The 12573-nt window shown below is 62.2% G+C and carries 11 protein-coding genes; 6 read left to right on the forward strand and 5 right to left on the reverse strand.

The genetic code is table 11. The features are described 5' to 3' along the window. Positions 1-14 precede the first annotated feature (14 nt). From kaiC to ABIC09_RS20975, 5 genes are all read right to left on the reverse strand, one after another. The gene (kaiC, locus tag ABIC09_RS20955; RefSeq protein ID WP_246229703.1) at positions 15-1508 is read right to left on the reverse strand and encodes a circadian clock protein KaiC; all 1494 of its coding nucleotides are present in this window, start codon (positions 1506-1508) and stop codon (positions 15-17) included. Continuing rightward, on the reverse strand, positions 1505-1789 hold the full coding sequence (locus tag ABIC09_RS20960; RefSeq protein ID WP_187434695.1) for a circadian clock KaiB family protein: 285 nt from the start codon (positions 1787-1789) through the stop codon (positions 1505-1507). Before ABIC09_RS20960 ends, kaiC begins: the two co-directional genes overlap by 4 nt. 173 nt (positions 1790-1962) lie before the next feature. Further along, entirely contained in the window at positions 1963-2628 is a 666-nt protein-coding gene (locus tag ABIC09_RS20965; protein WP_354032521.1) for a response regulator transcription factor, read from the reverse strand. A gap of 481 nt (positions 2629-3109) precedes the next feature. Continuing rightward, positions 3110-4357 carry an NAD(P)/FAD-dependent oxidoreductase gene (locus ABIC09_RS20970; RefSeq protein ID WP_354110411.1) on the reverse strand — a complete coding sequence of 416 codons (1248 nt, stop codon included), beginning with the start codon at positions 4355-4357 and terminating at the stop codon, positions 3110-3112. A gap of 6 nt (positions 4358-4363) precedes the next feature. Further along, positions 4364-5749, reverse strand: coding sequence for an aminotransferase-like domain-containing protein (locus tag ABIC09_RS20975; protein WP_354110412.1), 1386 nt, complete (start codon positions 5747-5749; stop codon positions 4364-4366). A 379-nt stretch (positions 5750-6128) separates the two neighbouring features. On the opposite strand from ABIC09_RS20975, the gene ABIC09_RS20980 reads away from it, so the two are divergent. The 6 genes from ABIC09_RS20980 (at position 6129) to eutC (ending at position 12537) form a co-directional block, all read left to right on the forward strand. Continuing rightward, a complete protein-coding gene (locus ABIC09_RS20980; protein WP_502917686.1) occupies positions 6129-7175 on the forward strand; it encodes an ABC transporter ATP-binding protein in 1047 nt (348 codons plus the stop codon). Next, the gene (locus ABIC09_RS20985; RefSeq protein ID WP_354110413.1) at positions 7172-8221 is read left to right on the forward strand and encodes an ABC transporter substrate-binding protein; all 1050 of its coding nucleotides are present in this window, start codon (positions 7172-7174) and stop codon (positions 8219-8221) included. Before ABIC09_RS20980 ends, ABIC09_RS20985 begins: the two co-directional genes overlap by 4 nt. A gap of 65 nt (positions 8222-8286) precedes the next feature. Further along, on the forward strand, positions 8287-9498 hold the full coding sequence (locus ABIC09_RS20990) for an ABC transporter permease (protein ID WP_148749906.1): 1212 nt from the start codon (positions 8287-8289) through the stop codon (positions 9496-9498). 5 nt (positions 9499-9503) lie between these two features. Beyond that, on the forward strand, positions 9504-10331 hold the full coding sequence (locus ABIC09_RS20995) for an ABC transporter permease (protein ID WP_354032525.1): 828 nt from the start codon (positions 9504-9506) through the stop codon (positions 10329-10331). 11 nt (positions 10332-10342) lie between these two features. Beyond that, a complete protein-coding gene (locus ABIC09_RS21000) occupies positions 10343-11740 on the forward strand; it encodes an ethanolamine ammonia-lyase subunit EutB (protein ID WP_354110414.1) in 1398 nt (465 codons plus the stop codon). Continuing rightward, the gene (eutC, locus tag ABIC09_RS21005; protein WP_354110415.1) at positions 11740-12537 is read left to right on the forward strand and encodes an ethanolamine ammonia-lyase subunit EutC; all 798 of its coding nucleotides are present in this window, start codon (positions 11740-11742) and stop codon (positions 12535-12537) included. Before ABIC09_RS21000 ends, eutC begins: the two co-directional genes overlap by 1 nt. Positions 12538-12573: the final 36 nt, after the last annotated feature.

The following is a 12573-nucleotide window of genomic DNA, read 5'->3' on the forward strand; positions in this document are numbered from 1 at the left end:
CGACGGTCCGGACCTCAGCGTCTGTACTCGGGATCGCCGCCGGTGAACACGTTGGGTGCGTCCTCGAAACGATCACCGAGATGCATGCCGGTGTTGTCGATGGTGAAACGGCGAATCTCCTTGGCGTGCTCGCTGCCTCGCATCTTCAGGATCATCAGACCGCGATGCATCCTGTCCTGCTCCTGGATATAGCGCAGCAGAATGATCGAGTCGGTCAGCGTCGAAATGTGCTGTTCGCTGACGCTTTCGCCACCGACCAGCGACTTGCTGGTCGCCGTGCAAAGGCCGGCGATTTCACGCTTCTTGATAAAGGACGTGAGGCTGATCAGGAATTCGCGAAAGCCCGTGTCGGGGGCGATTCGCTCCAGCGCAGAGAGGCTGTCGATCGCAATCCGGCTCGGCTTGAACTCATCGACCAGGCCCTGGATGGTGAGGAGATGATCCGGCAAGCCCTGCGCTTCCGGATAGAGGCAGACGATCTTGAGCTTGCCCTCCGCCTCCATTTGCGCGAAGTCCACGCCCCAGCCGCTTGCGTTGCGAAACAACTGGCCTCTGCTCTCCTCGTATCCAAACAGGATGGACTTTTCGCCCGCGGCGACGCCGCCGGCGAGGAAGTTCGTCACCAAGAGCGTCTTGCCGGTCCCGGTGGCGCCGCTGACGAGCGTGACGCTGTCGCGGAAGAAGCCGCCGCCGCACATCTCGTCGATCGCGGGATTGCCGCTGGTCACCCGTACCATGCTCGACTGCTGTTCGAGGCGCAGCGACGACAGAGGCACGGCCACGACACCGCGATTCTCCAGTAAGGTGAACGGCGCCTCGCCTTCGGCGTGATGGCTGCCGCGCATCTTCAGCACTTCGATGGTACGGCGGCGCTTTTCGCGGTGAAGCACGTTGCGCAAAATCACGACATTGTCCGCAACGAACTCTTCGAGGCGATGACGCGTGATCTCACCATATTCGTTGTTGCGCTCTGCGGTCATCAGCACCGCGAGCTTCGATTTCTTCAGGGCACTGCTGATGCGGAACAACTCGCGGCGCAATATCTTCGGGTCGCCGATGAAGTGATCGAAGAGCTGCGTCAGCGAATCCAGCACCACGCGACGGGCGCGGACGGTTTTGACCGCATGATCGATGCGCGCCAGCAGGCCGGCCAGATCGTAATCGCCGACCACCATTTCGTCGCTCGCCGAAGGGCTCGCATCGACAAAGGCCAGACGCCCCTCCTTGCGCCAGGCGGGAAGATCCCAGCCGAAGCTGCGCATGTTGGCCTCGATATCGACGGGCGGCTCTTCGAACGTCACCAGAACCCCGTTTTCGCCGTAGTGAGTAATGCCATGAGCGAGAAATTGCGTCGCGAACACCGTCTTGCCGCTACCTGGCGTCCCGCCGACAACCGTCGTGCGCCCACGCGGCAGGCCGCCCATCACCAGTTCATCGAAGGCGTTCACACCGGTCTTCACCCGGTCCAGGACATCCGAGACCTCCATGTCCTCGTCTTGCGCGATCATGCGGACTTCCCTTTCAGTTCTATGCCGAGAAAATCCAGGACACGCCTGGTGTCGCCGAGATCGCCGACGATGCGCCGCGAGCGCTCAGGGCTTTCGTACGCGAGCGTTGGCGTCGCCAGGATGCCTGACTTTTCAGCGAGTTCCGGCCTCTCCTGAACGTCGATGATTTCGACCTTGCACGCCGGATGGATGCGCGCCTGAAGCTCGGCAAGCTGTTTCTCAGCCCGCCGGGCAGTTGCCGAGGTCCCGGCAACGTAGAGGCGTAGAATTGGGTCGATCACGGGGCGTGGCCCTGGTTGCACATCGCGGGGCGCCAGCGGGCGACGGCAGACCCGCTGCCACCCCTTTCAGTACGGATGATCGATTTCATCCGCACGCGCGATGGATCGCAAAGTAAGAGCGTTTCCTCGCCTCGTGCGCAAGAGAGAGAGAAATACCAACCTTCTAGTAAGCCTTATTCAACCGAGGGACTCGGGCGCGGCGATGTCCGCCGCCGTCCGGACAAGGCATCCTGAGGCGTGATGCCGCGCTCACGTGCCCAAATCATCGCGGCGCTGCGGCGGTTCACACCGATCTTCCGATACAGCGAGGCGATGTGGTTGCGGATCGTATTCTGTGAAAGATTGAGCATGGTCCCCATTTCGGTATCGCTGCGGCCCTCGCAGATCAGGCCCAAGACTTCGCGCTCGCGATCGGAGAGAATGTCAAGATCGGAGGTTCTTGGCGCCGGCTTGGCCTTGCGGAACGCCTTGAGCGCTTCGATGATCGAGCGCGTAAACCGGGATGGATCGGCCAACGCGGCCTCCAGTGCCGTGACCGCATCACGTCCATGCTCGTCCGGGAAAGGCTCGCGTTCCTGAATAAGGCATATCGTGACCGCATCTCCATTGATCACGATCTGTTGGGCAGAGAGACAACAATGAACGGCGGCGCCGGCATCGAGCGTGCGCAACGACGCGGCGAGCTCGTCAATGCCTCCGTTCAGGCGCTCGCGGGTGCGCTCATCGATCCACGCGATCTCGCGATTGGAATCGAGTAGCACCGCTCCTGTTCCGAGTGCAGTCACGACGCGCTCGAGCTGTTCTTGCGGGCGCGAACGATCATTCACCACGTCATCCATGGCGTTTCCCCTTTGCGATTGGTGATGGGGCTGACGAACTTTGAAATGTTCGCCCTGACAACGCCGTGCGAGAAGTGTGGTTCCTCCCGACTAAGCCGCTAGTAGAAAAGCACTATTTCGGATCAAAACGGCCAGCGCGCTCGGCCGCCCTCCCTGATCGATGACATCACCAGGCCGGCAGCCGTGGACAGCGCGCGGTTTTGGAGCGAAGTATTTGCCTCGCCCGGTGCCAGCCAGTGGAGGCCCGGGATCGCGAAGTTCGTCGATTCGGGTTACCAACGACAATCATCCGCCGGCGACGGAAATCGAGCTCGATTGCGAGCCGCATCGCGGGATCCGATAGGAAATCGCAGAGCATCGTACTTTTGGTGCGCCATTCAGAATAAAACTGCGAACTCTTACGAAATTGAAATAATTGTATAATTTCGCGTCGTCGCGAGTGCAGCGCGCTCCGAGACACAGCCCGGCCGCGAAAAATCACTCAACCAAACCGGTCAGGTCGGAATGCGAAAAGGTCCGGAACATCATTGCGCCTTTCGATCAGGCTTACAACAACGCGGCTGGTTACGCCGGCCAAGGTCATGCCGAGGTGTCCGTGTCCAAAGGCGTGGATCAGGTTCGGATAGCGTCGGCTCGGTCCAATGACGGGCAGCGAATCCGGAAGCGAGGGGCGAAAGCCGAGCCACTGCGATTGAACGGGTCCGAGATTCGGGAAAAGCTTGCGGACGCCTCGCTCCAGGAGAGCAATTTGCTTCTGATTGAGCGGTGCCGAGAGGCCACTAAGCTCGACCGTTCCCGCGACCCGCAAACGACCGGCCATGGGTGTGATATAGAAGCCCAGATCGACCGGGCTGACGGGCCTGTTGATCGGACAGACATCCATCGCGAATTCAATGTGGTAGCCGCGCTCCGTATCGAGGGGAATATTCTCTCCAATTGGCGCAGCCAGAGACTGCGACCAGGCGCCGGCGGCGAGCACGACCGTATGCGCTTCGATCGTGCGGTCGCGGCAGATCAAGCGGATGCGTCCGCTGTCCTGCGGCTCCAGCCGATCCACGCGGGCGCGTTCGAACGTAGCACCCTTGGCCTCGGCTGCGGCCGCCAGTCGGCGGGTCATCACGGCTGGATCGACGGTATGGGCCGCATCGGGGAAAAAAAAGCCGCCGGCCGCGGGAGGAAGCGCGGGCTCCAGCCTTGCGACCTCTGCCGACGTCAGCCATTCCTGTCGGACGCTGAGCTCGTTCCGCAGCCGGGCGCCCCACTCGCTATCTTTTTGCGGAAGCTTTCCCCGATAGTAATAGAGGCAGCCTTCATAGCGAAGCAGGTCCGCAAGTCGAGCCTCTTCGGCGAGCGCTCGCCAATCCGGCATCGCATCCTTGAGCAAGCCCGCAAGCGCGTGTCCGTTGCGGCGCGCTCGAGCCGGCGCGGATTGCCAAACGAACCGCGACAGCCAGGGAACGAGTGCGGGTAAGGCGGCTAGCCTGACGGTGAGAGGGCTGTCCGCCTTGAGAAGCAGGTTCGGCAGATTCCAGAGAACGTCGGGGTTGCCGACCGGCGCACAGGCGTAAGGAGCCAATGTCCCGGCATTGCCGTACGAGGCGCCCGAACCTGCCTCGTTCGGATCGACGACAACGACTTCACGGCCAGCTCCCGCCAGCCGAAATGCAATCGCAAGGCCGATGATTCCGGCTCCGACAATCGCGACGTCTGTTTTGATCAACTCCGCCACGGCGCCTCACACCGCGCCCGAGATTTCGAGATGACCGGCATTCAGCAGTTCAGCCATGATCGAAAGCGCCTGCCGCAATTCGCCGGCTGAAGGCGCCGCGCCCACATTGATGCGCACGGCGTGGGCGAGCGTTTCGCGTCCTACCGCAAATGCGTCCGCAGGAAGCACGCCTACGCCGCGCTGACGGCAGGCGCGCGCGAAAGCAGCGCCTCGCCACGGTTCGGGCAAATGCAGCCAGGCGTGAGGCGACGTCTCGTCCGTCTGAACATCGAATGCCGCGAGGGCGTCGCGCAAAATGGCCTGCCGCCGGCGCAGTTCCTCGCGCTGGAATTCGATGATCCGCTTCGCGGTCCCCTCTTCCAGCAAAACGGTGGCAACCAATGCCGTGAGCGGGCTGATGCTCCAGCAATCAATCCGCAGCGCCGCCGCGACATTGCCCAAGACTGCGCGTGGCGCGACCACAAATCCGTAGCGCAGGCCGGGTGCGATGCATTTCGATAGGCCGCTGATGTGGACGGTGAGTTCAGGTTCGAGGGCCGCGAAAGATGGAATGGCGCGATCGAGCAACGGACGGTAGACATCGTCCTCGATGATCAGCACGTTATGGCGCCGCGCAATCGCCCCGAGCGCGCGGCGGCGCTCTTCGCTCAATGTAACCGTTGTCGGATTGTGCAAGCTGGGTACGAGGAAAACCGCGCGAGGGCGCAAGGTCGCGCAAGCCGCCTCGAGAGCATCCGGCCGCATGCCCTCTCGGTCGATCGACACCCCACGCAGGTCGACACCTTGTGACCGGCAAAGCGCGCTGATGCCTTGATAGGTGATGGAATCAGCGAGGACGACATCGTCGGGCTGCGTCAGGGCCCGTAGCACGCAGGCAAGGCCATGCTGAGCGCCGTCGGTCAGGACAACGCGACCGGCATCGCCATCGCCCGCTACGCCATTGAGCCAATCCGCAGCCGCGGCGCGCGCCCATAGCGGACCTTCCGGGGGATGATAGTCTTGCAACGCGCCAAATCGGCGATCTTTGGCGATGTGCGGCAGAAGAAGCGCCAGCGCGTCGCGATAAGCCAACGTCGCCGGCCTGTTGACGGACAGATCGATCAGACCGGCCTCATCGCTGGGCGCGGATTTGAATCCACCTTCCTCCGTCTCCTTCGCGGCGACAAGTGTCCCGCGGCCGGGGCGCGCCTCAACGAGTCCGCGCTGTTGCAAGGCCGAGAAGGCGCGGGTGACGGTCGTGACATTGATGCCGAGCAGGCGCGCAATTTCTCGATGTGGCGGCAACCTGTCGCCCTCAGCCAGTTCGCCGCAAGCAATTCGTTCACCGATGGCATCCGCCAAACGCTGATAAATCGGTCGATCGTTGTCCGGCAGTTCCAGATTTTCGAGCATTTCGGCTGGGTGCCCCGAGCGTTCTTGTCTTGGCCAAGGCATTCTTAACATGGAGAAAAGAATCGGACAATCCGACTTGTATGCATTCCTTACGGCTTCAACTGCCTATTATATGACATGGTCGACGCCGTAAATTGCATCATTTGATAGCCTTGACGCTCAGATTTCCGCATTGTACGGTCACTCAATCGTCTATTGTGTGGTCACATAATTGTGGGCAACCTTGGGAGGTGGAGCGATGGTTTCGACCGGACAAAGTTCGTCGCTTCGTGGTCCCCTTGCGGCAGGCGCGCGACTCGCAACGGGCCAAGGCGACGCCAAATTTGTCGAATTCATTGACGTCGAGAAATCGTACGGCAATTTTCATGCGGTCCGCCGGTTGAATTTGAGCATCGGCCGGGGCGAGTTTTTGACGTTCCTCGGTCCCTCAGGTTCCGGCAAGACCACGACCTTGAACATGCTGGCGGGCTTCGAACGTCCGAGCGAGGGCGTCATTACGCTCGATGGCAAGTCGGTCGACCGCCTGCCGCCCTATGAACGCAACATCGGCATGGTGTTCCAGAACTACGCGCTGTTTCCGCATATGAGCGTAGCGGACAACGTCGCCTTCCCTTTGTCGGTGAGAAAGCTGCCGAGGGCGGAGATCGGGCCGCGCGTCGTGCGCGCCCTCGAAATGGTGCAGTTGGAGCGCTTCAAGGACCGCAAGCCGGCGCAGCTCTCGGGCGGTCAGCAGCAGCGTGTCGCGCTCGCCCGCGCGCTCGTCTTCCAGCCGACCCTCGTTCTGATGGACGAACCCCTCGGCGCTCTCGACAAGAAGCTGCGCGAGCACATGCAGATCGAATTGATGCAGATCCATCAGATGCTCGGCGTCACCATCGTATACGTGACGCACGACCAGAGCGAAGCACTGACGATGTCGGATCGCGTCGCCATCTTCGAAAGCGGCGCCATCGATCAGATCGGAACGCCGGACGAGCTTTACAATAAGCCGGCGACTGCGTTCGTCGCAGGCTTCATTGGCGAAAACAATGCGCTGGATGGTGTCGTCGAACGCGTCGTCGGCAATCAATGTCTGGTCGCGCTGCCAACAGGATTGAAGACGACCGCGATGGCGATCGGCGATATTCGTCCGGGCGCGCCGGTCCATCTGACGATCCGGCCCGAGCGGATCGGGCTGTCGGGCGCCGGCGCGGATTCGGACAACCGGTTTCAGGCGACGGTCGATGGCCGAATCTATCACGGCGACCATCAGCGCGTACTCGCGCGTTTGGCGAGCGGGCAGATCCTGACTGTAAAAGTCGGACCTGAAGCAACGATGGCGGCGGGCGAAGCGATCGACCTTTGCTGGCCTATATCCGATTGCCGGGCTTTTCCGGCAGGCGCCGTCCCGGACGGCAGCTCAGCGAACATAGGGAGCGTTTCATGAAGCGAGTATCCAGGACGACCTTGCTTGCCTTGGCGAGCGCCGCGATCGTTGGCCAGCTTCAACCCGCCAGCGCCGAAGAACTCACCGTCATGGCCACCGGCGGCGCGTGGCAGGCGGCGCTGCGGCAGGCCTGGTTCGAGCCGTTCGCCAAGAAGATGGGCATCAAGTTCAACGAGCAGGAATATACCGGCGAGCTCGGCAAGATCAAAGCGATGGTCGAGACCGGCAATGTGCCGATCGACCTCGTGACGGTCGAAACCTCGACGGTCCTGCAAGGCTGCGACGCCGGCGTTCTGATCCGCCTCGATTATTCGAAGGTCGCCGATCGTTCGCGATTCCTGCCAGGCACGGCGCTCGATTGCGGCGTCGGCATCGATGTCTATGGCGACGTGTTGGCCTATGACACGACCGTGCTGAAAGCGGCGCCGACTTCCGTGCTCGATATTTTCGACACCAAGAAATTCCCCGGCAAGCGCGCCATGCGCAAGGCGCCAGCGCAGAATCTGGAATGGGCTCTGATGGCCGATGGCGTGCCGATCGCCGACATCTACAAAGTGCTGGGAACCTCGGCCGGGGTCGACCGCGCCTTCAAGAAGCTCGACACCATCAAGAAGGATATCGTCTGGTGGGATGCCGGCGCACAGCCGCCGCAACTGCTTGCCTCCAAGGAGGTGGTCATGACGACCGCGTGGAACGGGCGCATTCAAAACGCGATCGACCAGGACAAGCGCCCCTTCGCGATCGTCTGGGACAACCAGATCGTCGAATATGACATGATCGCGATTCCGAAGGGCGCCAAGAACCTCGACCTCGCCTACAAATATCTCGCCTATGCGGCCGATCCTGAAGTCGGCGCGCGGCTCGGCCGCTTCATTCCCTATGGTCCGGTGCTGACGGATGCGACGCCGTTCGTTCCCAAGGAGGTCCTGCCGAAACTCCCCACCGCGCCCGATCACATGAAGAGCTACCTGGTCGGCGACGTCGAATTCTGGGGTGACCATGGCGAGGACTTGGTCAAGCGCTTCAACGCCTGGCTCGCCCAATAGAATAGGCCGCGACGAGAACGCCGATCGGGCACCACCCGGTCCTAACGCCACGCGAGGGGTGCCTCATGTCATCGATCGCCTTACCGAAAATCGGCACAACGGACCGATGGGACGGCCTGCGTCCGCTTGCGTTGGCGGCCCCGCTCCTGCTGCTTCTGTTGTTCAGTTTCGGCGCGCCGATCGTCGCGCTGCTGTCGCGGGCCGTCTACGAGCCGACAATTGCCAATGCGCTGCCTCACACCATCGCGGCGCTCCGGCAGGACAGCGGCGCCGGCGTGCCCGGCGAGCCCGTCTTCCTCGCCTTGGCGGCCGATTTGAAGCAGGCGCAGGCGGCAGGCGCCGTTTATGAATTCGCCAAGGCCCTCAACACCCGCCTGCCCGGCGCCCGCAGCCAGGTGCTCCGCGTAGCGCGCATCGCCACGCAGGATCAGGCGACGGGCAAGGAGGCGATGATCAAGGCGGCTCCGCTGCTCGGCGAAGAGCAAAGCTGGGCGGCTATTCGCACCGGCACAAACCGCTTCACCTCGTTCTATCTCCTCAGCGCCTTTGACCTGCGATGGACCGAGCGGGGGACCATCGGCGCGGTTCCGGCCGACCAGGCGGTCTTCCTCCGGGTCTTTGGCCGGACGTTTCTGATCGCAACGATCGTCACGCTCGCAACGCTGGCGCTCGCCTTTCCGCTCGCCTTCGTAATCACCAACCTGCGCCCCGCGGTTGCCGGCATGGTCCTCGTTCTGGTGCTGCTGCCGTTTTGGACGTCGATCCTTGTGCGTACCGCCGCCTGGACCGTGATCCTGCAGAAATTCGGCCTGCTCAACGACCTGTTGCTCTGGCTCGGCCTGACGTCGGATCGCCTCGAATTGATGTACAGCCGCACCGGGCTCATCATCGCGATGACGCATATCCAGCTGCCCTTTACGCTGCTGCCGATCTACAGCGTCATGCGCTCGGTCAAGCCTTCGCTGGTCAGAGCCGCCCAATCACTTGGAGCCCGGCCTTTCACCGCGTTCTGGCGGGTCTATCTGCCGCAAGTCATGCCCGGCGTTCTCGCCGGTTGCCTGCTCACCTTCATCCTGTGCCTCGGCTACTACATCACGCCGGTGCTAATCGGCGGGGCAAGCGACCAGTTGATCAGCAATTTCATCGCCAACTACGTCAACGTCGAGCTCAATTGGGAGATGGCGGCGGCGTTGAGCTTCGTGCTGCTCGCCTCTACCCTCGGCCTTTACGTCACCCTGACGCGGTACCTCGGTCTCGATCTCTTCAAGATGGGATGAACGCCATGTTGTCGCCATACCCAACGACCGCCGAATGGGTCCGCGTCACCGCGCTCTGGTTCTGGTGCGTGCTGGTGCTGATCTTCCTCGTCGTGCCGATTTTCGTGCCGGTGCCCTTGTCTTTCAACAGCGGTTCATTCTTCACCTTCCCGCTCGCCGGGCTTTCAACGCGGTGGTACGAAGTCGTGCTCGGGACGCCGCGCTGGCGCGCCGCCATCGGCAACAGCCTGCTGATCGGATTGGGATCGACCGTGCTGGCGACCGTGCTGGGAACGCTGACCGCGATCGGCCTGTCGGATCCGAAATTCCCGGCGCGGCGGTTCGTCGTGCCTTTGCTGATTTCGCCCCTGATCGTCCCGGTCGTCGTGACGGCGGTCGGAACCTATCTGTTTTATGCCCGCGTCGGGCTCGCCAATACCTATTTCGGCATCATCCTCGCGCATACCGTTCTGGCGAGCCCCTTTGTCGTGGTGACCGTCGGCGCAAGCCTCACGGGGTTCGACCGCAACCTGATGCGAGCGACGTCCATTCTCGGGGCGAGACCGCTGACCGGATTCATTCGGGTCATGCTGCCGCTGATCCTGCCAGGCGTATTGTCAGGCGCCGCTTTCGCCTTTGTGACGTCGTTCGACGAAGTGGTCGTGGTGCAATTCCTCGCCAACGCCGAGCAGCGCACCCTGCCACTCGAAATGTTCACGGGCCTGCGAGAGCAATTGAGTCCGGCGATCACGGCGGCCGCCACCTTGATGATGGGCCTGTCGATCCTGTTGTTGATCGTAGCCAATCTGCTCGCCCGTCGATCGCGGCAAAGCGCCAGCGCCCTGGCCGAGTGAGGCATTGTTGCATGTGCTATCACACGACAATCAACGGTACACGCTGGACCTTTCACGATCTCAAGACGCTGCTTGCCAAAGCATCGCCAGCCCGCTCGGGTGATGTTTTAGCCGGCGTCGCGGCGCAGAGCGCCATCGAGCGTGTTGCTGCCCAGATGGCGCTGGCCGATCTTCCTCTCAAGACCTTCCTGAATATCGATCTCGTGCCGTATGAGGAGGACGAGGTTTCTCGTCTGATCCATGATAGCCATGATCTGACGGCATTCGAACCGGTGTCCCATCTGACCGTCGGCGGATTTCGCGAATGGCTGCTCGACACGCGGACAACGACCAGCCATCTGGCCGCGCTGGTCCCCGGCCTGACCCCGGAAATGGCCGCCGCCGTGTCCAAGATCATGCGCGTGCAAGACCTCATCGTGGCCGCGGCCAAATGCAACGTCGTTACAGCTTTCCGCAATACGATCGGGCTTGCCGGCCGGCTCTCCACGCGCCTGCAACCAAACCATCCGACCGACGATTCCCGTGGAATTGCCGCCAGCCTTCTTGACGGACTCTTGTTCGGCGTCGGCGACGCGGTGATCGGCGTCAATCCCGCGACCGATAGTTTGCAAGACTATGTGCGCATCGTCAGCCTGCTCGACAATGTCCGGGAGCGCCTCGAAGTTCCGACCCAGACCTGCTGTCTGGGACATGTCACCACCGCGATCCAGGCCATCAATCTCGGCGCCCCGGTCGATCTCGTCTTTCAATCCATAGCTGGCTCTGAAAAAGCCAATCGAGGGTTCGGGATCAACCTATCCGTCCTGGCGGAGGCCAATGACGCCGCGCTCTCGCTGGCTCGCGGCACGGTCGGCCGGAACGTCATGTATTTTGAAACCGGGCAAGGCAGCGCACTGTCCGCCGACGCGCATTTTGGAATCGATCAGCAGACGATGGAAGCGCGCGCCTACGCGATCGCGCGGCGCTTCAAGCCGCTGCTCGTCAACACGGTCGTCGGCTTTATAGGTCCCGAATATCTCTACAACGGCAAGGAAATCACGCGGGCCGGGCTTGAGGACCATTTCTGCGGCAAGCTGCTCGGCGTGCCGATGGGATGCGACATCTGCTACACCAATCATGCCGAAGCCGATCAGGACGACATGGATGCGCTGCTGACGCTGCTGACCGCCGCAGGCGTCACCTTCGTCATTGCGGTTCCCGGCGCCGATGACGTCATGCTGAACTATCAGAGTCTGGCGTTTCACGACATCCTCTACGTCCGTCAGACTCTCGGTCGGCGATGCGCTCCGGAGTTCGAGGATTGGCTGCAGCGGACGGGCCTCGCCGACGTGGACGGCCGTTTGCTTGAGAAAGCGGCGTCTGGAGCGATCGGTCCGGCCATTGCGCTGATCGAGACGATGGAAGCCTGATGATGCCGGACGAGCCGCCAGATCGGAACAACCAGCTCGCAGTGACCGACAAACTCGCGCGCCTGCGACGCTTCACGCCGGCGCGCATCGCGCTCGGGCGCGCCGGATCCGGGCAACTGACGGCCACGGGCCTTCGGTTCATGCTCGATCATGCGCGCGCGCGTGACGCCGTTCACGCCGCGCTTGATTTCGACACCATCGGGCAATCGCTTCGCGAGCGAGACTGGCGCGTCGTCCATGTCCAGAGCACCGCGGCCGATCGCGCCGAATATCTGCGCCGCCCGGATCTGGGACGCCGCCTATCGCCCGCAGGGCGTCTGGCCATCGTTGGCCAGCAACGCGGCAGCGATGTCGCGATCGTCGCCGCCGACGGCCTCTCCGCATCGGCTATCGAGATCAACCTTCTGCCGTTGGTCGATCAGCTGCGCCGGCTCTTGTTGGCTCAAGGCCTCACGATGGGACCACTTGTTCTTGTCGGGCAGGGACGCGTCGCGGTCGGTGACGAGATCGGTGAATTGCTAGGCGCAAAGCTAGCCGTCGTCCTGATTGGCGAACGTCCGGGTCTGTCGGCAGCCGACTCGCTCGGCGCCTATATCACGTGGCGGCCGCGGGTCGGCATGATGGATTCGAGCCGGAACTGTATATCCAATATCCGTCCCGCTGGACTGTCGCCGGAAGACGCGGCTGCGCAGATCGTCGGTGTGGTGGAGCTGGCGTTCAAGCATGCCACGACGGGCGTCCGACTCAACGATTTGCGGGGAACAGAAGCAATCAGCGCGGTCGGGCCGCGAGAATAGGCGCGAACGAAGATGTCCTATCTAGTCATTGGCAAA

It is taken from the genome of Bradyrhizobium sp. S3.12.5 (assembly GCF_040548225.1).
GTDB classification, from domain to species: Bacteria; Pseudomonadota; Alphaproteobacteria; order Rhizobiales; family Xanthobacteraceae; genus Bradyrhizobium; species Bradyrhizobium cytisi.

Bases quoted from the DNA above. Each gene is read 5' to 3' on its own strand.
- kaiC (WP_246229703.1), bottom strand. From the start codon at position 1,508: ATGATCGCGCAAGACGAGGACATGGAGGTCTCGGATGTCCTGGACCGG.
- ABIC09_RS20965 (WP_354032521.1), bottom strand. From the start codon at position 2,628: ATGGATGACGTGGTGAATGATCGTTCGCGCCCGCAAGAACAGCTCGAG.
- ABIC09_RS20975 (WP_354110412.1), bottom strand. From the start codon at position 5,749: ATGCTCGAAAATCTGGAACTGCCGGACAACGATCGACCGATTTATCAG.
- ABIC09_RS20985 (WP_354110413.1), top strand. From the start codon at position 7,172: ATGAAGCGAGTATCCAGGACGACCTTGCTTGCCTTGGCGAGCGCCGCG.
- ABIC09_RS20990 (WP_148749906.1), top strand. From the start codon at position 8,287: ATGTCATCGATCGCCTTACCGAAAATCGGCACAACGGACCGATGGGAC.
- ABIC09_RS20995 (WP_354032525.1), top strand. From the start codon at position 9,504: ATGTTGTCGCCATACCCAACGACCGCCGAATGGGTCCGCGTCACCGCG.
- ABIC09_RS21000 (WP_354110414.1), top strand. From the start codon at position 10,343: ATGTGCTATCACACGACAATCAACGGTACACGCTGGACCTTTCACGAT.
- eutC (WP_354110415.1), top strand. From the start codon at position 11,740: ATGATGCCGGACGAGCCGCCAGATCGGAACAACCAGCTCGCAGTGACC.